24 protein-coding genes are annotated in these 21933 nt (G+C 28.8%); 5 read left to right on the forward strand and 19 right to left on the reverse strand.

What is annotated here, in order from left to right:
* Positions 1-293: 293 nt before the first annotated feature.
* On the forward strand, positions 294-1535 hold the full coding sequence (locus tag O5Y44_RS00845) for an aminotransferase class I/II-fold pyridoxal phosphate-dependent enzyme (protein ID WP_371465178.1): 1242 nt from the start codon (positions 294-296) through the stop codon (positions 1533-1535).
* A gap of 80 nt (positions 1536-1615) precedes the next feature.
* Here O5Y44_RS00845 and O5Y44_RS00850 read toward each other — a convergent pair whose 3' ends face one another.
* The 9 genes from O5Y44_RS00850 to O5Y44_RS00890 all read right to left on the reverse strand — a co-directional run bounded on the left by O5Y44_RS00850 (position 1616) and on the right by O5Y44_RS00890 (position 9096).
* Positions 1616-2344: a type 1 glutamine amidotransferase gene (locus tag O5Y44_RS00850; RefSeq protein WP_204642257.1), complete on the reverse strand. Its 729-nt coding sequence runs from the start codon at positions 2342-2344 to the stop codon at positions 1616-1618.
* 4 nt (positions 2345-2348) lie between these two features.
* Complete coding sequence (locus O5Y44_RS00855) at positions 2349-3650, reverse strand: MurT ligase domain-containing protein (protein WP_371465181.1); 1302 nt, start codon at positions 3648-3650, stop codon at positions 2349-2351.
* An 11-nt stretch (positions 3651-3661) separates the two neighbouring features.
* Entirely contained in the window at positions 3662-4378 is a 717-nt protein-coding gene (locus tag O5Y44_RS00860; protein ID WP_003145978.1) for a response regulator transcription factor, read from the reverse strand.
* Between the two features lie 19 nt (positions 4379-4397).
* Positions 4398-5129, reverse strand: coding sequence for a pseudouridine synthase (locus O5Y44_RS00865; protein WP_271987305.1), 732 nt, complete (start codon positions 5127-5129; stop codon positions 4398-4400).
* Between the two features lie 9 nt (positions 5130-5138).
* On the reverse strand, positions 5139-5687 hold the full coding sequence (gene scpB, locus O5Y44_RS00870) for an SMC-Scp complex subunit ScpB (RefSeq protein ID WP_271987304.1): 549 nt from the start codon (positions 5685-5687) through the stop codon (positions 5139-5141).
* Between the two features lies 1 nt (position 5688).
* On the reverse strand, positions 5689-6324 hold the full coding sequence (locus tag O5Y44_RS00875) for a segregation and condensation protein A (RefSeq protein WP_371465184.1): 636 nt from the start codon (positions 6322-6324) through the stop codon (positions 5689-5691).
* A gap of 71 nt (positions 6325-6395) precedes the next feature.
* On the reverse strand, positions 6396-7301 hold the full coding sequence (locus O5Y44_RS00880) for a tyrosine-type recombinase/integrase (protein WP_271987302.1): 906 nt from the start codon (positions 7299-7301) through the stop codon (positions 6396-6398).
* Between the two features lie 175 nt (positions 7302-7476).
* On the reverse strand, positions 7477-8184 hold the full coding sequence (locus O5Y44_RS00885) for a YoaK family protein (RefSeq protein WP_271965297.1): 708 nt from the start codon (positions 8182-8184) through the stop codon (positions 7477-7479).
* A 27-nt stretch (positions 8185-8211) separates the two neighbouring features.
* Positions 8212-9096 carry an NUDIX hydrolase gene (locus tag O5Y44_RS00890; protein WP_271987651.1) on the reverse strand — a complete coding sequence of 295 codons (885 nt, stop codon included), beginning with the start codon at positions 9094-9096 and terminating at the stop codon, positions 8212-8214.
* Between the two features lie 237 nt (positions 9097-9333).
* Here O5Y44_RS00890 and O5Y44_RS00895 point away from each other — a divergent pair, with 237 nt between their 5' ends.
* The 3 genes from O5Y44_RS00895 (at position 9334) to O5Y44_RS00905 (ending at position 10498) form a co-directional block, all read left to right on the forward strand.
* Positions 9334-9516 carry a DUF2929 family protein gene (locus tag O5Y44_RS00895; RefSeq protein WP_003145970.1) on the forward strand — a complete coding sequence of 61 codons (183 nt, stop codon included), beginning with the start codon at positions 9334-9336 and terminating at the stop codon, positions 9514-9516.
* Positions 9517-9622: 106 nt separating this feature from the next.
* Entirely contained in the window at positions 9623-10096 is a 474-nt protein-coding gene (locus O5Y44_RS00900; protein WP_271965294.1) for an NUDIX hydrolase, read from the forward strand.
* Between the two features lie 18 nt (positions 10097-10114).
* Complete coding sequence (locus O5Y44_RS00905; protein ID WP_271965293.1) at positions 10115-10498, forward strand: thioesterase family protein; 384 nt, start codon at positions 10115-10117, stop codon at positions 10496-10498.
* A gap of 74 nt (positions 10499-10572) precedes the next feature.
* Here O5Y44_RS00905 and codY read toward each other — a convergent pair whose 3' ends face one another.
* From codY to O5Y44_RS00945, 8 genes are all read right to left on the reverse strand, one after another.
* The gene (gene codY / locus O5Y44_RS00910; protein WP_271965292.1) at positions 10573-11355 is read right to left on the reverse strand and encodes a GTP-sensing pleiotropic transcriptional regulator CodY; all 783 of its coding nucleotides are present in this window, start codon (positions 11353-11355) and stop codon (positions 10573-10575) included.
* Between the two features lie 79 nt (positions 11356-11434).
* Positions 11435-12739: an FADH(2)-oxidizing methylenetetrahydrofolate--tRNA-(uracil(54)-C(5))-methyltransferase TrmFO gene (gene trmFO / locus O5Y44_RS00915; RefSeq protein ID WP_271965291.1), complete on the reverse strand. Its 1305-nt coding sequence runs from the start codon at positions 12737-12739 to the stop codon at positions 11435-11437.
* A gap of 20 nt (positions 12740-12759) precedes the next feature.
* Positions 12760-14010, reverse strand: a complete 1251-nt coding sequence (gene thiI, locus O5Y44_RS00920; RefSeq protein ID WP_371465188.1) for a tRNA uracil 4-sulfurtransferase ThiI — start codon at positions 14008-14010, stop codon at positions 12760-12762.
* A complete protein-coding gene (locus O5Y44_RS00925) occupies positions 14000-15151 on the reverse strand; it encodes a cysteine desulfurase family protein (RefSeq protein ID WP_371465190.1) in 1152 nt (383 codons plus the stop codon). Before O5Y44_RS00925 ends, thiI begins: the two co-directional genes overlap by 11 nt.
* 223 nt (positions 15152-15374) lie before the next feature.
* Positions 15375-15806 (reverse strand): acyl-CoA thioesterase family protein, encoded by a 432-nt coding sequence (locus O5Y44_RS00930; protein ID WP_371465192.1) that lies wholly within the window; start codon positions 15804-15806, stop codon positions 15375-15377.
* A gap of 1 nt (position 15807) precedes the next feature.
* The gene (locus tag O5Y44_RS00935; protein WP_316447618.1) at positions 15808-16395 is read right to left on the reverse strand and encodes a lysophospholipid acyltransferase family protein; all 588 of its coding nucleotides are present in this window, start codon (positions 16393-16395) and stop codon (positions 15808-15810) included.
* Positions 16396-16414: 19 nt separating this feature from the next.
* Positions 16415-17089, reverse strand: coding sequence for a (d)CMP kinase (gene cmk, locus O5Y44_RS00940; RefSeq protein WP_371465194.1), 675 nt, complete (start codon positions 17087-17089; stop codon positions 16415-16417).
* A 143-nt stretch (positions 17090-17232) separates the two neighbouring features.
* On the reverse strand, positions 17233-19341 hold the full coding sequence (locus O5Y44_RS00945; RefSeq protein ID WP_371465196.1) for a DNA topoisomerase III: 2109 nt from the start codon (positions 19339-19341) through the stop codon (positions 17233-17235).
* Positions 19342-19506: 165 nt separating this feature from the next.
* Here O5Y44_RS00945 and O5Y44_RS00950 point away from each other — a divergent pair, with 165 nt between their 5' ends.
* Complete coding sequence (locus tag O5Y44_RS00950; protein WP_316447621.1) at positions 19507-19965, forward strand: nucleoside 2-deoxyribosyltransferase; 459 nt, start codon at positions 19507-19509, stop codon at positions 19963-19965.
* A 54-nt stretch (positions 19966-20019) separates the two neighbouring features.
* Here the strand turns inward: O5Y44_RS00950 and O5Y44_RS00955 are convergent, their stop codons facing one another.
* Positions 20020-20652, reverse strand: a complete 633-nt coding sequence (locus O5Y44_RS00955) for an ABC transporter ATP-binding protein (protein ID WP_204642338.1) — start codon at positions 20650-20652, stop codon at positions 20020-20022.
* 13 nt (positions 20653-20665) lie between these two features.
* A complete protein-coding gene (locus O5Y44_RS00960; RefSeq protein ID WP_271987642.1) occupies positions 20666-21925 on the reverse strand; it encodes an ABC transporter permease in 1260 nt (419 codons plus the stop codon).
* Positions 21926-21933 lie beyond the last annotated feature (8 nt).

Below are 21933 nucleotides of genomic sequence, written 5' to 3' on the forward strand. Positions count from 1 at the left end.
CTTATATCTTATTATCTTTTTATTATCTAATCTATTTAAAGCCCAAAAAGATACACATTATTATACCATACAATACAATTTTTTTCTAGCAAAGACTATCATATAATATTTAATATTAAACCTTTTATAGTAAATCTTAGACTATAATAAATTTAAAATTTTAAAATCTTTCACCTATTATAATTTAATTCTTAAAATTTTATATGTTATTCAATTTCTTAATTATAATTCTCCCTTTTAGTAATGTCATATTAATGGTATAATAATTCTATATAGAAAACAGGAGGAATACTATGTCATTTTTTTCAAAACTAGGTGAAAATATAATTTTACCTCAAGACGTATTAATTCAATCAAAAGAAACAGCAGCTATTCCAGGTGCGATTAACGCCACAATTGGTATTGCTACATCTAATAAAAAAGCTATGGCTTTACCTTCAATAAATAAAGTAATAACAGAAATTAATAATTCAGAATACCTACCTTATTCTCCTACACCTGGATTACCAAAAATGCGAGAATTATGGAAAGAAAAAATCTTAGCTGATAACCCTAGTATTAATAAAGACTTTTTATCATTACCTATGGTTACAACAGGAATTACCCAAGGAATCGATATCGCAGCAAATCTATTTAGCGAAAGTGGAGATGCTCTTTTACTACCAAATCTTTTTTGGCAAAACTATGCTCAGATTTATACAATTAAGTTAGGAAATAAGATTTATAAATACAATCAATTTGACGAAAACAATGAGTTTAGTATCTCAAACTTCAAAGAAACTCTTTATAGTATCAAAGAAGATAAAATTTCTCTAATTTTAAACTTCCCAAATAATCCAACGGGTTATACACCATCTGATGTTGAATTAAATTCACTAGTTGATGTAATAAGTACATATGCAAAAGAAAACAAAAATAAACAACTTATTATTGTCTCTGATGATGCATATTTTGGACTATTCTTTGAAAAAAATCACAAAACACCAACATTAAGTGCTACGTATAAATTAGCAGAAAATGAAAACTGTTTAATAGTCAAACTAGATGGTATCACTAAAGAATTTTACAGTTGGGGACTTCGTGTAGGTTTTATTACATACTATACTAAAAATAATGAATTAAGAAAAATTCTATTAGAAAAAACACAAGGTTATTTGAGAAGTACTACATCATCTCCTTCTAACCTATCGCAACAAATTGCTGTGAGATTGTTAGATAATAAACAATCATTAGAAGAAAAAGAAATCAATGATAAAATAATTGAAGAACGTTATAACGAATTAAAACAAGCTATTTCCACAGAACAATTAGATCAACTTGTTAGAGTTCTTCCATTTAATTCAGGTTACTTCTTTACTATAAAATTACCATCTAATATAAATGCACATGAGTTCAGACTTAAATTCCTAAACGAATATAAATATGGCGTATACTCAATGGATGATGAACATATAAGAATCGCATTCTCATGTTTAGATAAAGAATTAATTCCAGAACTTATAAACAAATTCAAACAATGCATTAAACAATTTTAATAAAAAAATACGACTTAAAAGTTAGATTAATAATAATCATACTTTTAAGTCGTTTCTTTGTAATCTTTGAACATTAAATTTTATTTAATTGATTTTTTCAATAATTCAACCATATGTTTATTGGCATTTAATTCGATATCATTATTCAACTCAATAAAATCATATGTTCCATACTTATTATCTAATGCTGCTTTAATCAGATAATCTGTGACATTTGGATTTTTAGGTAAGATAGGCCCATGTAGATATGTCCCAATCAGATTATTGTATAAAATACCCTCTTTTTTATCTTCATCATTATTTCCATATCCTACTACCACATTTCCTAATGTTTCATAATTATGATATGTTCGTCCGCCGTGATTTTCAAAACCTACTATATTTCCAAATTTTTCGGATTCAACTAATATATTACCAATTAAGCGCGGTGCATCCTTTTTTGATTCTGTATAAAAGTCAAGAATATTTAAACCAGGTAATTTATCACCATCAACAGTCTTATAATATTCTCCTAAAAATTGATAACCACCGCAAATTGTAAGAGCTGGTATCCCATCTTCAATTGCTGATTTAAATTCATGTTTAATTTTACTAAATTGTTCTGTCGCTATACATTGTTCCCTATCAGAACCACCACCGATGAAAAACATATCACAATCTGTAAGTTTTACACCATCAGTCGAAGTAATATTTTCAATTTCTAAATTGATACCTCTCCATTCACAACGTTTTTTTAGCGCAATAACATTTCCAATATCACCATATAAATTTAATTTATCTGGCATAAAATGATATAATTTCAAATCCATAGAATTATTTCTCCAATTCTTTTTGAGTTTCTACTAAAGCAGTATAATTCGGAATAGCAATTGCATATTTCTCTTTATAACTTTTTAGTTTTTCAACTGCTTCTGAAATACTTTCTAAAACAACTACATTAGCATTAATTCCTGTATACTTCAATCTCAGCGCTAATTCTTTTGCGCGTTTACCGGAACAAACAATATTATTAATCTTTTGACCGTTCAGTATGTTAAAATCAGTATCCCAAATCCAAGATATATCAATACCATCAGCACCATTATCATTCAATACTAATAGATAGTTAATTTCCTCTTTTATCGAATTAGCAATTGCTAAAGAAGCATTTAATCCAGCCGGATTTTTTGCTAGATTTAATAAAACTGTTGAGCCACCAGCTAAAGAAATACTCTGCATACGTCCATTAGTTGCAGTATATGATTCTAAACCGTACTTTATCTTTTCATCTTGTAATCCAAGTTCTTTTAAAAGTGAATAAGCTGCAAGTAGATTATATATATTATAATCACCAGCTAGTTTTGTTTCAATCAAAGTATCTTCATTAATAGTCATATTAATAAATGGTTCTACAGTAGCATTAGTTACTTCATATTTAACATCTTGGTGTTTAAAATCACATTTAGAACAGTGGTAAAAACCAAGTTGACTATAGTGAACATGATCATAAATTAGTTCCATTCCGCAATTAGGACAGAATTTAGATTCTGAAATACCAAAATCAGAAAATTTATAAGCATCTTTTGAAATACCAAAGTATATATTATCTTCACCATATTTTGATAGCCTTGTAACGAAAGGATCATCACTGTTTAATATAAGTTGAATATTTTTTCCTTCTAGTTGTTCACCTATTGTTGCTATTAAAGTATCAATTTCACCGAATCTATCAATCTGATCTCTAAAGAAATTATTTATAACAAACTTAGTAGGAGTAATATATTTCATTACCCTTCTAATTGAACCTTCATCAATTTCTATAATTGCTAACTTTGTATCATTTTTAGCTTGAATAGCAAAAGTTGAAATAATCCCATCCAACATATTTGCTCCTTCAAAATTATTTATGAAATTTTCTCCAGCAGTTTTTAGGGTGTGTCCAATAAGATTTGATGTAGTTGTTTTACCATTAGTTCCGGTTACGAATACAATTTCATCAAAATCACTAGCCAGTTTTGTTAGTACATTGTCATTTACTTTTCTTAATACTTTACCCGGTAGATCCGTTCCTTTTTTACCTGCAATTTTACTAGCAGTTCTAGTTAATTTCGCTAAATTTCTATAAAATCCTAGCATGTTTTCTCCTTTTATAGACTATTTTGTGATGTATCAAATTTATACCCTATTCCCCAAACAGTAACAATCATCTGAGCAACTTTTGGAGAAATTTTATCGAATTTTTTTCTTACACGCTTGATATGAGTATCTACAGTTCTTAAATCAGAATAAAAATCATAATCCCATACAGCTCGTAAAATTTCATTACGTTTAAAAGCTTTATCCGGAGATTTAGCTAAAAATAATAATAGATCAAATTCTTTAGGTGTTAATAAAACTTCACTATCCTCAACAATTACTTTATGTGAATTAACATCAATAATTAAACCAGGGAAAACTAACACATCCTTCGTATATAGCTCCGGAGTATAAAATACACTACGTTTTGTACGTTGAAGAATAGCATTAATCCTCAACATAAGCTCTCTCGGGCTAAATGGTTTAATTACATAATCATCTGCACCTAATTCAAAACCTTCAACCCTACTTTGTTCATCTGCTTGGGCAGACATTATAATTACAGGAGTAGCCTTAGTTTTTCTAAGTTCAGATAGAATAGACTTACCATTTAACATTGGTAATTGTACATCTAATAGTACACAAGAATAATCCATGTACTTTAGACGTTCTAAACCATCATGACCATTACTAGCTTCATCTACAATATATCCTTCTTTTTCTAGATACATTACTAATAATTTTCTAATTCTTTCCTCATCATCTACTATTAATATTCTTTCTGCCACAATACATCACTTCCTAATCTTACTTTTCACCATTCTTAGCTTTATTAATAAGTCTTTTAACCTCATGAATCGTAAGGGTTCTATATTCACCTTTTTTCAAACCTTCTAATGTTAAGTCTTCAATAGATTCACGTTTAAGTTTCATAACTTCATATCCTAAAGCTTCAAACATTCTTCTAACTTGTCTATTTTTCCCTTCATGGATAGTTAATCTAACTAAAGTATTACCACTCTTATTTTTATTTTTTACGATATTCACCTCTGCCTTAGCAGTTTTATAATTATCGATTCTCACACCATTACGAAGAATTCTAAGGTGATTATCTTCTAATTTACCATTAATTTTCGCAACATATGTCTTTCTAATCTTATGCTTAGGGTGCGTTATTAAATTAATAAACTCCCCATCATTTGACATTATAAGTGCTCCTGAAGTATCGTAGTCTAGTCTTCCAACAGGCACAACACGTTCACTAACATCCTCAAAGAAGTCTTTTACACATGTTCTATCTTTTTCATCTGACATTGATGTAATAACCTTCTCAGGTTTATAAAATAAATAATATCTCTTATTTTCTTTTAGTAAACGAACACCTTCTACGATAATAATATCGCTTGGTTCTGCTTTTACACCTAGTTCTTTTACGACTTCACCATTAACACTTACTTTTCCATCAAGAATTAATTGTTCAGCCTTTCTTCTTGAAGTATATCCTGATGCAGCTATTAATTTTTGCAGTCTTTCTGCCATGTCATCCTCCTAATTTTGTAAAAATTTATTAATCTCTTCATTACTAACAATTTCCGATTTTGGCAATTGTTCTAAACTTTCTAAACCAAAAACATCTAAAAATATGTCTGTAGTTTCATATAACTTAGGCTTCCCAATAGTATCCAAAGTCTTATTCGATACTATAAGCTCCTTACTAACAAGAGAGTGTAATATAGAATCACTACTTACACCCCTTATCTTATCAATTTGAACTTTTGTAATTGGTTGATTATAAGCGATTATCGCTAATGTTTCTAGAGAAGCTTTAGATAACTTAACTAGATTTTTAGAAATAACAGCTTTTTTTATTACCTCTGTCATTTCATCCCTTAAGAGCATTTTATAAGTTGATCCAAACTTTTTAATAATCAACGAATTATTGATTTTATTATAATCTTCACAGAATACATTCAACATATTTTCCGCTTCGTGTTGTTCCACCTCCATAAAGGTAGAAAAATATTCAATATTAAGACCATCCTCTCCCTTCATAAAGAGCAAAGCCTCAATTATTTTCTTTGTTTCATCTAATAGCATATTAATTTTCCTTTAATTTATATTCTAAAATGATTTCACCATCTTTGTCAACACATAATAATTCTTGTTCTTTTATCATAGCTAAGATTCCCATAAACATCAAGACTATCTCATTTTTTTGAGAATATGTTTTTACAAGATTATAAAAGTGCATCTTCGGTCTATTTCTGAACTTATGTATAAGTTCCTCTTTTACCTGTTCAAAAGAGACTTCTCTACGATAACTAATTAAAGAAACTTCACTATCTTTTTCATCAAAAGATCTAAGAATATTCTCCATCGCCCTTAACAATTTAGTAGAAGGTATTCGAAGTGAATCGATACTACCTTCTACTTCTATATTAGCACTTTCTTTATCTAAAAATTGAGCTCTCATTCTTTGAAGATTATCTAGTTTTTCACTCAATTCTTTGTAATTTTTATAATCAAGAAGCTGTTGAACTAAATCCTCTTCATCACCAATATTTTCATCTTCAAACTTAGGAAGTAAATTCTTACTTTTTATATGAAGCAAAGTTGCTGCCATAACAATATATTCTTCTGCATTTTCTAAAGAAAATTCATCGTTATTATTTATATATTCCAGATAACTCTCTGTTAGACGCGCTATAGGAATATTATAAATATCAATTTCCATCTTTTCTATCAAATGTAAAAGTAAATCAAGTGGCCCTTGAAAAACCTCTAAGTTAACATTATACATTAATTTTATCCTTTATTAATTGTTTTTCTTGGATGATTAGTCATTGTTCTTTTAGATTTGTTCCCCTCTAAACTTGAGAAATACAATTTTAAGCTATGAATATTTTTCAGACCAAGTAGTTCTTGAACTTCTTCGGCTGGAACTTTATCTTCAAGCAAATGAATAGCTAAAGAATTTCTAAAATTCATAGTATTTAATTCTTTCGTCAAACCTAAATCCTGTTGACGTTTTTTAAATATTTTCCAAAAACCTTGGCGACTTATACCTTCACCATCATGATTTAAAAATAACTTACTATCGTCCTTAATATCAGGATATTCCTTTTTCAACTCTGCGATATAATTTTCAATCGCTTCAACTGATTCTCTATTTAATGCGACAGTTCTATACCCTTCTTTTTTTCTATATTTTAAGAAACCAATAGTAGTATTAACGTCTTTAAGTTCTAAGTTAATACACTCTGTAGGTTTTATTCCTATAGAATAAGATAATTCAAATATCGCTTTATCTCTATAACCGATAAGATTATGTGTTTTTACATCTAAAATTTTTGAAATTTCTTGTCTTGTAAAAATTACCAAATCTTGGTGTTCTTCTTTATCAATATGTACATCGATATTTATTCTATTAGGAATAATTTTTTCCATCCATAAATATTCTACAAAAATATGGACAGTAGAAATCGTTCTTGATAATGTTGCTGACGAATACTCTTTTTCTCTTAAGTAATCAATATATCGAGCAATGAATTCCTCATTAAGCCATGAATAATCATCTGTTGAATATCCTTTTTCAGCTAAATATAAAAAGATTTTTTTCAAATCCCTATCGTATGAATTAATAGTATTTGTTGAAAACTCTTTTCTATTTATTAGATATTCATTAAAATTGTTTAATACTGTTTCACTCATATAAATACCCCCTTAGTATTAAAGCTACCCTATTTTTTGTATCTATATTGATTATAACATCTATAAAACTTTATGTAAATGCATTTATAACAATTTTTCTTGAAATATAAAAAAATCCAAGACAATTTAAAAAGCTAATTAAAACTTTCTAAAATCGCCTTGAAATTTTATTATTTTATACTAATTTTTTTCTTCCGAATTTATTATAAATAACAACAATAAAAACTAAATTAACAGAAATTATACCAATAGGAACAATAATCGCTTTATGTAGATAATATTTCGACATAGCTGCCCCTAAAATTACTCCGAATAAAAATACACTAATTACTGTAGAATAAATAATTAACGGTGTTTTACTCTCTTGTTTTTTCAAAACAACAAGCTTGTATAGATGCTCACTCATTGAACGTAAATTACCAGTACAAAATACACTAGCAAATACTAAATTATTAACTTTTCTAAAACCATCATATTGAATTGCGCAAATAAAAGAAATAACGATAGGTCTCACATCGATTCCAAAAAACTGGTGTTTTATTGAAATTACTATTAAAGATGTCATTTGTATCAATAATAACATAAATATATGCTTGAAAATAGATAACTCTTTATACCTGTACTCAATAAACTTACTTACTAATACCCCTACAACAAAAGAAAATATAGGGATTAAATAATGTAGGACCTCTCCAAAATTCCCCTCAATTAAATCAATACCTACAAAAATCAAATTCCCCGTTTGAGCATTAGCAAAAATACCTCCACAGTTAACAAATGTATATGCATCAAAAAAACCACCCATAACCGTCAACAATAAACAGAACATCAATTGTTCATGTACTGGAAGATTTTTATTAATCAATGTCTCTCGTAAATTCATAAACTCTAAAATCACTCCTCATAAAAATTAATCAAATATAGTTTCCCAATTTTCGATATTATTATAACAATCGAAACACATTTCTAATTGTTTTTTTGTCGTTCTAGTTGTTGATAATTCTGGTAATTCATCAAGCGAATAAAATTCTGCTCCCAATGTTTCAGTATTTTCAACAAAACTATGACTCACATATTCACATAAAACAAACACCTTAACCATTCCAAATGGAAAATTTACATGATGATGTCTATTATAATCAAGTACTGCAATAATTTTCACAGGATTAACAACAGCTCCTGCTTCCTCACTAGCTTCTTTTATTGCATTCTCTTTGATACTCATATTAACATCTTGATAACCACCCGGAAGAGCCCACTTACCATCAAACTGTTCTTTAACTAATAAAATTTTGTTATCTTTAATAACGGCTGCTCTTGTTTCTACTTTAGGTGTTTGATATCCCAATTCTCCAGCAAAATCTAGCTTAACTTTCTCTACAGGAATATCATATTTATATGATAACATTTCACATGCAATTTCTCTAATTCTTTCTGATCGCTCTCTATCAAATTTATCTTTACTATAAGCTAAACTGCATTGAGAAAGAAATTGAAGCTCTTGTGCCCATTTTTTCCAAACATCATTTTTAAATACCCTTACTATGTCTTCAACACTTCTAATAAAAATAGCATTTTTAACATCTAGAAAATCATATTCTTGTTTCATTAAGAATACATTAGCCAATGTAGAACTAAGGTTATTTTTATTATCAGTTAAAAACAAAACATTAGATTCAAAAATGTCTGGACTTTCAATAAATTCAAAAGGTATCTCATTATCAAAAAACAATTGTTTTATATCACTTGAAATATTATCTTTTAAATTCTTATCGATATATAATTTTTGATACATAAACTACCTCCAAAGTTTTATTTATTTTATTATATCATATTTTTTGAAAATTTCTAGAAAACTATGAAAAATTAGATTCGTTTTCATTGTTTTTTTGTACAATAACATATTATATATATCACTACTTTAATTATTACACACAAATGTTATAAATACAATTTATTATTAAAAATGTTGCTAGATTTCGATAATAGTTGTATAATAGTTAGTATAAGAAAAAATTAAGGAGTGATAACGATGAAATATATTATTTCACTAATTTGGTCATTTATATTCGCATTTATTGTAATATTTATCGTATCATCTATTTTAGGTAGCAATGGTGAAGTTAATACACTTCGTGACTGTGCTATTCTTTCTGTAATGTTTACAGTATTTGTTGCATTACTAGACGCTGTAGGTTTAGATAAAAAACGTTAAACGAAGCTATTTAAAACTTTAATAAAAATTTTTCACAAAAGAAAGTAGGTATTGAGGTAAATCCTCTTTCCTACTTTTTCTTTAAATATGAGGAGATGATAATATAATGAATAATGTATTAGCTACTATGTGCTACATTGACAATGGCGATAGTTTCTTAATGTTAAAAAGAACAAAGAAAGAAAACGATATTCACGAAGGATTAACAATTAGTGTTGGCGGAAAGTTTGAACCTGGGGAAAGTCCAGAAGATTGCGTAATTAGAGAGGTAAAAGAAGAAACAAACTTAGATATTATTAACCCTAAATTAAGAGGTATTATTACCTTCCCTAATTTCGATGGTGAACGTGACTGGTATACTTATGTATTTACTGCATCTAACTACAAAGGTACACTGACAGAAGATTGTAACGAAGGTGACTTAGTATGGGTTAAAAAATCTGAAATCCAAAATATAAAAACATGGGAAGGTGACTATATCTTCCTTGATTGGTTAGTTAAAGATAAACCATTCTTCTCAGCTAAATTCAATTACAAAAATAATGAATTCGTAGACTACGAAGTTACATTTTATGAATAATTCAATAGGAGTAAAATTATGAATATAGAAATTAATAAACAATTCAAACAAAAATATACCGTATCAGATACAAACACAGCTAAATTCATGGGAAGCGGTGATCTAGAAGTATTAGCCACTCCAAGTCTTGTGGCATTTATGGAAAATGCTGCTAAAACATACCTGAATGCTTTCTTATCAGATGAATTTGGTAGTGTTGGAAGTAATATAAATATTAACCATCTTGCTCCTACTTTGGTTGGTAAAGAAATTGCAATTCAAGGAGAAATTACTGAAGTTATTAAAGAAAAAGTTATTATTTTTTCTTTAGAAGCCTTCGAAGAAGATAAAAAAATCGGCGATGCTTCACACACGAGAGTAATTATTAACAATAAAAAATTTATTGATAAATTAACTAAATAGAATACTAAATAATTTTCAAGTAAAAAAAGAAAGGCTGTAAATCTACAACCTTTCTTTTTTTACAATTTTACTTATTAAAATTCGTTAGAAAACATTAATTCTAAGAAATATTCTTTTAGTACTTTAATATATGTACCCTTCATACCTAATGATTTAGATTCAATAATACCTGCACTCTCTAATTTTCTAAGAGCATTTACGATTACAGATCTAGTAATTCCTACTCTATCGGCAATCTTACTAGCAATTAATAATCCTTCTGTTCCATCTAATTCTCTAAAGATATGTTCAATAGCTTCTTTCTCAGAGAATGATAATGAGTTCAGAGCCATATTAACCATATCTTTATCTCTTGCTAAGTTTTTCTCTTTATCTTGTTTTTCATGTAAAATCTCGATACCTACTACTGTAGATGCATACTCAGCTAAAACTAAATCATCATCTTTGAAATCATTATCCATTCTACCAATTACAAGTGTACCTAAACGTTCTCCACCACCTCGAATTGGTAGGATTACAGTATAACTGTTTCCTTCAAAGCGTTCTTCTTCTTCTTCGGGGAAAATTGATAATGGTTCTTGGAAAGGAATATTAACCTTTGTAGCATAAACTTTTAATGTTGCATCCAAATACGCTTTAGGAACCTTTCGTTCTTGGATAATTTTTTCCATACGTTCATTTGAATAATCAACGATTGAATCATAACCAAGAATATTCCCTTCAGTATCTAGAATATAAACTACTGAATCTAAAATCGGACTAAGACGCATAGCCATAGCTTCAAAGTCTACGTTATCGTGACGTCCTTCTTGTAAAATTGTACTAATTTTTCTTGTTTTTTGTAATAAACTTGCCATTAATTTTCTCCTTACAAAATACTTCCCTGACTATTATAACATTTATTTCAATAAATTGTAAGACTTTTTAAAAATTAATTTAATCAATTTTGAAATTTTCTAACATTTCTAGCGATCTTTTAGCATATCTTTCATATTTTTCCTTTTTATCTTTGATTCTTTCAGGAAGTGGTTTGATAATACCAAAATTCGCATTCATTGGTTGGAAGTTTTTACTTGTGCTATCAACGATATAGTTAGCCATTGCCCCTATCATTGTTTCAGTTGGAAATACTACATCTCTGTCTTCAGTATTATAAAGCGCATTTAACGCCGCAACAATACCTGAAGCTGCACTTTCAACATATCCTTCTACCCCTGTCATTTGACCAGCGAAATAAATATTTTTTTCTTCTTTTAATCTATATGTTTTTTCTAATAATTGTGGAGAATTTAAGTATGTATTTCTGTGCATAACACCATATCGTACGATATTAGCATTTTCAAGCCCAGGAATCATATTAATTATTCTCTTTTGTTCACCCCATTTAAGGTGTGTTTGGAATCCAACAATATTGTATAGAGTTCCTTCACTGTTATCTTGACGCAATTGAACAACAGCATATGGACGTTTATCAGTTTTTGGATCTTCTAATCCTACTGGTTTCATCGGTCCAAATAATAGAGTTTTCTCTCCACGTTTTGCCATTTCTTCAAAAGGCATACACCCTTCAAAGTAAATTTCTTTTTCAAATTCTTTTAACGGAGCAGCTTCAGCTGTTATTAATTCATTATAGAAATTAGTGAATTCTTCTTTTGTCATCGGACAATTTAAATAAGCTGCTTCTCCTTTATCATATCTTGATTTAAGATAAACTTTCTCCATATCGATAGAATCTTTTTCTATAATCGGTGCTGCTGCATCATAGAAATATAATCCATCTTGTTTAGTATAGTTTCTAATATCTTGACTTAATGCATCTGATGTAAGTGGTCCTGTTGCTACTATTACAGGCACATCTCCTTTAGGAATTTGTGGTAGTTCTTCACCGATAACATTAATATTTGGATGATTTTTAATAGTTTCAGTAATCATTTCTGAGAATTTATCTCTATCTACCGCAAGTGCTCCACCAGCTGGTACTTGAGTTGCATCCGCACATTTAATAATGATTGAATCTAACATTCTCATCTCTTCTTTTAATAATCCAACAGCGTTAGTTATATTGTTAGCTCGTAGTGAGTTAGAACAAACTAACTCTCCAAAGTTTTGTGTTTTATGAGCTGGAGTCATTTTCTTAGGTCTCATCTCATAAAGATCAACCTTTACTCCACGTTTTGCAAGTTGCCAAGCAGCTTCACTTCCTGCTAGTCCTGCTCCAATTACAATTACTTTTTTTTCCATTAATTATCTCACTTTCTATTTTATAATAAATCTGAAAAATCTTCTTTTTCTTCTTTTTTAGCTTCTTGTTCTTTCATATCTTGAGTAATAACTCTACCATTTTTATCAAATAAATATGTTTGAACACTATCTAATGTCTCAGTTATTAAATCTGAGTAATCGTCTCGTGCTTCATAAGCTTTAATTTTTTCTAATCTTGGTTTTGTTTTTGGTGCCTTTGGTGTGAAAATTGTGCAACAATCTTCAAAAGGAAGATTAGAAATTTCTAATGTTTCAATTTCTTGAGCAATTTTAATTATATCTACTTTATCCATTGTCAATAGTGGTCTTAATATCGGTAGGTTAGTTACCTCATTAATACAATTCATCGACTCTAGTGTTTGAGAAGCTACTTGACCTAATGATTCTCCTGTAGCAATTGCTAAACATCCTTCTTTTTTAGCTACTTCTTCAGCTATACGTAACATGAATCTTCTTGTCGAAGTCATAGTATAATTCGACGGAACACGTTTAACAATCTCTGTTTGTAACTTAGTGAAGTTAACAACGTGTAATTTAATTTTCCCTACTACTTGACTTAATTTTGTAGTTAAATCAAAAATCTTTTGTAGAGCTTCCGCAGAAGTGAAAGGAGGTGATTGAAAATGAATCATTTCAACTTCTACACCCTTAACCTGAAGTGTGTGTGCAGCTACTGGTGAATCAATTCCACCAGATAATAGTAATAAAGCTTTTGAAGAAGTATTAACTGGGAACCCTCCCACTCCTTTTATAAAATCAGTAAAAATAAATATTCCTTCACTACGAACTTCCACATTAATAACAAAATCCGGTTGTTTTACATTTACTTTTAGATTTTTATAGTTTATTAACACATGACTTCCAAATACATTATTTAATTCATTTGTGTTGTGCGGGAAGTTTTTATTTGGTCTTTTTGTTTGAATTTTAAATTTGTATTCCTTATCTAACTTAGTTTCAAGCAGCTTATCAATAACCTTCTTAGCTTCTTCAACATCTAATCCCGCTCTTAGTACAGGTGAAAAATTATGAATACCTGGTACTCTTTTTAATCTTTCCATAATTTCATGAACATCTTCATTATGATCTAAATGTATATACATTCTATCTCTTTTTGTTTGAACATGAAAACCTGTTAACCCTTGTAAATTATATCTAATATTTTTTGTAAGTTTTTTTAGAAATTCATTTCTATTCCCAGATTTTAGAGTAAGTTCTCCGTATCTTACTATAATATGACTAAATTCCACTTTCAATTACCTCTTTAAATTTTTTATTGTACTCATCTATTAATACTTCAATAAACGTTTCAACTTCTTTTCTTGTAGTTTCATATGAGAAACTAACTCGAATACTACCTTCTATATTTTCCTTAGATAATCCTCTTGCATACAATGCCTCATTAAGATGGAATGTTTTTGAAGAACAAGCACTAGTTGTAGAAACCATAATACCTCTATCATTCAAGGCGTTAACAATTACCTCACCCTTAATTTTTGGTAAGCTAATATTAACAATTGAATCCACAAAATTTTCACTCAATGGCGAATTAATTACTATATGCTTATATTTAGAGAATTCATCAACAATAAGTTTTTTATATTCCTTGTGTTTAACTTTTATCACTTCAACTTTTTCTTGCGATAATCTTAATGATTTTGCTAAACTTACCGCAGCTGCTACATTTACTGTTCCACTACGTAATCCATCCTCTTGTCCACCACCAAAAGTAATATTATGAACTGTTCGTCTAGATTTTAAATACAACACTCCAATACCTTTTAATCCATGAAATTTATGTGCAGAAATAGAGTAACTATCAACTTTTGAAAGGTCAATACTATTTTTTAATACTCCTTGAACACCATCGACATGAAAATGAACTTTTGGATAATCCTTTAGTATCTCTGAAATTTCATTGATAGGTTGAATTGCCCCGAATACATTATTAACTTGCATCACACTTAATAATATAGTTTCTTTAGTTAATAATGATTTTAAATGATTTAAATCTATAATACCATTCTCATCAACATTAACATAGTCTAAAATAAAACCACGTCTTTCTAATTCTCTAAATGTTTCTAAAACTGAAGGATGTTCTATCTTAGAAACAATAATTCTATTTCCAAAATCTTTCTTGTGTTCAACACTTCCTAATAATGCAATATTATTACTCTCGGTAGCACATGAAGTAAAAAAGATACTATCTTCCCCTACACCAAGAATAGTTGCCACTTGAGCTCTTGCAGCTGAAAGAAGCTTATTAGTTGTTTTTCCAAATTTGTTGATACTAGCTGGATTTCCATAATAAGACGTATTAACTTCCACAAAAGCATCTAGAGCTTCTTTATACGGTTTAGTCGTAGCACAATTATCTAAATATATCATACTATCTACCTTTCTTTCTCAATAATTAAATATGTTTTTAAAAAATAAACATATTTTGAACCACTATAAAGTATATAATAAAATCAATTATTTATCAATTAAACAGGATATATTTAATATATCTACATTCATAAATTCATCGTAAAGTTTTAAAAGTATAAGAGGAGCCTCTCAAAAATATGAAATTTTCATATTAGTGAGAAACTCCTTTAATTATTTATAGTTACTCTTTATATTCATTTGCTACAACATCTTTAAGAATTTGATCCCATTTTGGTAAATTTCTATCTATTCTTATAGCACGGTCACTATCTGTTCCTAGAATATTGTGAGAACTTGAAGCGATAATAAATACTTCTCCATCCACAAAAAATTCATAAGAAAAAATCGTTTTGATTCCGCTATGTTTTTCAATCCATGCTTTTATAAAAATATCTTGACTATTATATCTTATATTGGATCTTATCGAATACTTAACATCAATATCAGCGTAATATAAATTATAGTTAATTAAAGAATCGATATCTATACCTAAGCCGTTTAAATAATACTTCTTAGCAAGATTCATCCATTCGTAAACATATTTATTATCTAAAAAACCAGCTTGATTGAAAATTTTTTTTTCTAATTTAAATTTAATCGTTTTTTCGTACACTTTATTTCTCCTTTGCAATCAATTCTGAAATTTTTTCCATTAATATAGCAGTAATCTCGTCATGAGTCTTACCTTCTTCTTTTAAAGAAGCAGCATCTATCTCATCACCAATTACTATCTTAATACTAGAAAAAATTCTAAAATTTTTATTTGGGATAATAGCAAATGGAATAATTTTTGTTTTCGCTCTCGTAGCGATAAATGACGCTCCGTTATGAGATTGACCAAGGTCTAGATCTTTTGAATGAGAACGAGTACCCTCAGGAAAAATCCCGATAACTTCTCCTTCTTTAAGTAATTTAATACTGTTATTTATCGCTGTTCTATCAAATGTGCCTCTTTTTATAGGAATTGCTCCTGTCGCTTCTAAAGCTTGTTTAACAAAAACTATTTTAAACAATTCTTCTTTAGCTATGAAGCGGATATTTTTCTCGAAAAAAGCTGGGAATAATAATGGATCATGATTACTCAGGTGATTCCCTGAGATTACTACACCTTTAGCATTTTCTATTTTTTCTTTATTAACAATCGTAACTTTATAAAATGTTTTATAAAATAAACTTAATAATATTCTTATAAGATTATACATGCTACACTCCTATTTAATTTTATCTTTCTACAGCTTTCACTAATTCAGTCATTTTATCAACAACTTCGTCAATAGTCATAGAAGTCGTATCTACTAACGTTGCAGAATCAACTTTTACTAGTGGGGCAATATCTCTATTTTCATCTTGCCAATCTCTAGCTTTAATATCTTCCTTAACTTTTTCAAAATCAACATTTTCTATACCTTGACGTTCAAAATCCAATACCCTTCTTCTTGCTCTTTCTTCAACAGATGCTGTTAAAAATATTTTAACATCTGCATTAGGTAGGACAACTGAAGCAATATCACGTCCATCCATAATAATATTATTAGTATGAGCTAGATTTCTTTGAGTATCAATTAGGAATTCTCTTACTGCAGGAGATTTAGCGAATAATGAAGTATACTTACTAACTTCTGCAGTACGTATTTTATCACTAACTTCCACATCGTTTACATATACATATTGAACACCATCAACATATTCTACTCTAAAATCTAACTCTTTAAGTAATTCTTTAATTTTATTTTCTTCCAATTCTTTTAGATCATTAGATAGAAAATTATAAGTTAATGCACGATACATAGCACCAGTATCAACATAGTTAAATCCTAGTTTTTCAGCTACCATTTTTGTTATCGTACTTTTTCCAGATCCTGCTGGCCCATCTACAGCCACTGATACATATTTCATTATATACCTCTCAGACAAATTTTTTCAATATACATTATAGCACAGACTTGCTTTTAACACTACATTTATACGAAAAAAATTTTTTTAACATCATCATTAATTAAACTCAATCTATAAATTTAACAAGATGTATCTCTATAATTTTACTTAAGCTTTAATCCTGCTAATCCTGCTAGTGCGTTATTTTCTAATTTTTCCTGCTTCATGTATTTTTTCATATCTACACGGCTAGCCTTATCTTTTTTACTTGATTTAATTCTCTTATCGACTTCTTTTTGTTTCAACGAATTTCCACATTGACAGCGATATGTAGCATTTTCCCCATTTCCGAATAACGTCATTTTCTTATGACAATTATCACAACGAAGATTTGTTAAACGGCTAATCACCTTGCGATTACGACAGTTTGGATTAGAACATTTTAGCATTTTAGTTCCTTTTTTATCTACTTCTAACATAAAACTATCGCACTCTTCACATTTCTTACCACTAATGTTATCATGCTTGAACTTATCTTCACTATCTTTAATTTCTGCGATACAAGATTTTGTATATTGTTTAACATCATTTAGAAACTTATCTTTAGAAAGTTTATTTCTAGCAATATTATCAAGTTGTTTTTCCCATACCGCTGTTAGAGACGGACTCTTAAGATTTTTCGGAACTAAATTAAGTAGCTGTTTAGCCTTATTAGTAGTTTTAATTCTTCCATTATCCAATACTAAATAATCATTCGTAAATAGTTTCTCTAATATATCCGCCCTTGTCGCAACAGTTCCGATACCATTTGTTTCCTTAAGAATTTTTCTTTCATTCTCATCATCAACAAATTCAAATGGATTTTCCATAGCATATATTAAACTACCTTCAGTATAATAACTAGGAGGAGTAGTTTGTTTCTTATTATAAACTAATGATTCAAGTTTAAGACTATTATTCATTAGATTAATAACTTTATCTTGGATTTCTTCTTTACTTAAAACTTTATAACCTTCCTGAAGAACTTTTAGACCTTTTGCTGAAAACACCTTATTTTCTAGAGTAAATGAGTAAGTTGTTTCTTCATATTTATAGTCAGGTAGTAAGTTTTCTAAAAATCTTTTTGCCACTAAATTATATATTTTCATCTCCATCTCAGACATAGACATATAATTTGGTCTTTGTTCTGTAGGTATAATCGCATGGTGATCACTTACTTTTGCATTATTAATAATTTTCTTAGCATTTAAGTCTTTTTCTCTTAGTAACTTAGCCGTGATTTCTTTAAAATCTCCACCTATAGCCTGCACACGATCTCTTAAAGTATTTTTCATATCACTTGTTAAATATCTACTATCCGTTCTAGGATATGTCAATACCTTATGTCTTTCATAAAGACTTTGAACAATATTCAGCGTCTGTTTCGGCGACATACCAAATAAAGCACTTGCTGTTTGTTGAATATCTGTTAAATTATATAATGGTTTAGCCGAAGAAGTCTTAGATTTTTTTTGAACATCATTAAATTTAATGTCTTTATTAATATTTTTCTTAATAAACTGTTCTGCTCTACCTAAATTAAACTCACTGTTACTACAGCTAAACTTAACACCATCAATTTGAGCTTCAAATGTAAAATAATCTTTCGGCTTAAACTGTTTAATTTTTTCTTCTCTTTCAAAAACCATCTGTAAAGTTGGAGTTTGAACTCGACCACAGTTTAAAGATGCATTATATTTCAGAGTTAAGGCTCTTGAAGCATTAATCCCAACTAACCAATCCGCATTAGCGCGAGCTATCCCAGAGTGATATAGCCCAAGATATTCTTTTCCATCTTTTAAATTTTTAAATCCATCTTTAATCGCCTTATCAGTTACAGATGAAATCCATAGACGTTTAATATTTTTATTACATTTAGCTTTATCAATAATGTAGCGCGCAACTAACTCTCCCTCACGTCCAGCATCAGTTGCAATAATAATTTCTTTAACATCTTTTCTATTTAGAGCATTCTCCACTACTTTATATTGTTTAAAAGTCTTCTTAATAACCTCAGTCTTCATATATTTCGGAATCATCGGTAAACTTTCTAAGTTCACATTATTAAATTCTTTATATTTATCCGGTGTTTGAAGGGTAATCAAGTGTCCTAATGCCCATGTAACTACATATTTATCTCCTTCTAAACATCCATTTTTATTATTTTTAGCCCCTAAATTCCTCGCAATATCACGAGCAACAGAGGGTTTTTCACAAAGTACTACACTTTTCATTAATAATATCCTCACATATTTTTCTATACTACTATAATTATTATAATAGAAATAGTTTAAAATAACTAGTAGAACATATAATCACTATCAGTTTCCTAAAACATTAGTTGTAAATTAGAGCTTAAATATATTATAATTTATATAACAACAAAGGAGGTTTTGTCTATGAAACTATATTTAGCAGGAGCATTATTTAATGAAGCGGAGATCGCTCAACGTTTAAAAGAGGGAAAATTATTAAGTGAAAGATTCGGAGAAAGATTATCTGTTTTCAATCCAATCGAGCAACCTTTCAATGAAGATAAACAAACATTACCTACACCACAAGATATTTTCAATGGAGATACATACGCAGTAGAAAATTGCGACATATTCTTAGCAGATGTAACTAACGAAGACAGCGGAGTTATGGTAGAATTAGGAATAGCTATTGCAATGAACAAAAAAATCATAGCTATTAATTCTGATATTAGATTAAAATCAGCTAACAAATACGATATACCTAGCTATGCAATGAACCATTACGTTCTTGGTGGTATTTTAAAACATGGTACACTAGTATACAGCTTTGAAGAAGCTATGGACGAACTAGAAAAACTGTTTTGTCTAAAAACTAAACTTTAACATTAAAAAGGGTTGACTCAAACTAATTAATAGATTGAGTCAACCCCTTTATTTTTATTTAACTTTCAATTTCTTATCTTTTAATTCTAATACTACATCAGCAGCATTTGCTAATTGGTTACTATGAGTAACAACAATTACACATTTATTATTCTCAACAGCAACTTTTTTTAGAATATCAATAATCTCTTGTGCAGTATTCTCATCTAAGTTTCCTGTTGGTTCATCAGCAAGTATAATTGGTGCTTCAGATACTAATGCTCTCGCTATAGCTACACGTTGTTGCTGACCTCCAGAAAGTTTCATAACATTACGATTAATCTGCTCTTCTTCCAATCCAAGTTTTAGAAGAATATCTTTATTCACATTTTTCGAAACTAGCTTTAGATTCTCTAATGGTGTTAAATAATCAATAAGATTATAATTTTGAAATACTAAAGAAATATCTTTTCGTCTGTGTTCACTATATCCTATTTTTTCAATATTTACGTTATCAAATAAGATTTCCCCACTAGAAGGAGTATCTAACCCAGCTAATAAAGATAATAAAGTTGATTTACCAGCACCTGACTTTCCTATTATTGCATAAAACTTCCCTACTTCAAAGTTATAAGTAATTCCACTTAGTACTTTTGATTTGCTATTTTCATATAAGTAATCTACATTTTTTAATTTAAAAATCGACATTTCTTAATCCTCTCTAATTTATTTGCGTTAAAATTTTCTTCGGTTTCATTTTTAATATTGGTAGTAAAGCAACTATAACTGAGATCATTACAATAGTTATCATAACAACTATCACACCAATAATATCTGAACCATTAATCGAAATTTTAGTTAGTTCATCACTAATTATTTTCGGTAAATCTTCTGAAAAAATACTTGTAGTATTACCTCTAATATATTTAAGTAAGATAAACTCTAGTCCTAAAGCTGATAAAAATCCAAATATCGTAACCATTAAAGTTTCTACAGCAAATTGTAAAATTAAATTTATTTTACTTATACCTAACGATAGTAAAACTCCAATTTCATATAATCGTTCTCTTATCCAAAACATAAGCACTAGTGATAAAATCACAACTCCTACAATTACACTACCAATTCTAATCATATTTGTAAGTTTTGTAATACTTTCAACTGAAGAAGTAACTAATTCGTAATTTTTGTTGGATTTTGAGACAGCGATATTATTTATTCCCAAACTCTCAACGCTTCTTATAATATCATCTAACTTAGTTGGATTATTAACTCCATACTCTACAGATGTAACTTTGTTATTAGAAGAATAGTCTAATAACTTTTGGCTAGAGTTATAATCTGTATAAACTGTATTTTCTATAAAATCTGAACTTAATCCTTCAAAATTATTAGTCTTCTCCCCTGAAAAAATTCCAACTACTACAAATTCAACAGTTTTACCATTTTGTTCTAATTTAATCTTATCACCTAAGTTTAAATTGTTCATTGAAGCAAATTTTTCATGAACTAGGATTTTATTTTGATCATTTTCTTCTATATGTCTTCCCTTTTCTAGTTTCAGAACTTCACTTTTAAAATCTATATTATTTTTTGTAGAAGTTATTCCATTCATCATCACTAAATTACTCTTATTTTTTATTTCCTCAGTAATGGTAATATTTTGATTTTCTTGAACAACTTTTTTGTCTACTACATTAACAGACTTCGCATAAAGATAATTCTTCTGGTTTACTCCAGCAACTTCATTAATTTTCTTCAAAGTATCCTTTTCTATTTCCTTATTTGATTTATCTATACTTTCAATAGTAAATCCAAAGTTAACATCTTTATATAGATTTTTAGAGATAGTTCCCACAGTTGTATTTAGTATACTTCCACTCAATAAGAACAACGATATTAGTGTAACAATGAAAAATAAAATGGTACTCCTAACTTTTTTTCTAATAATATAAAGATATGCCCTATTAAAAATACTCATGAGTTTCT

Origin of the sequence: Gemella sp. 27098_8_155 (assembly GCF_041433725.1) — a bacterium.
Taxonomy (GTDB): Bacteria; Bacillota; Bacilli; order Staphylococcales; family Gemellaceae; genus Gemella; species Gemella haemolysans_D.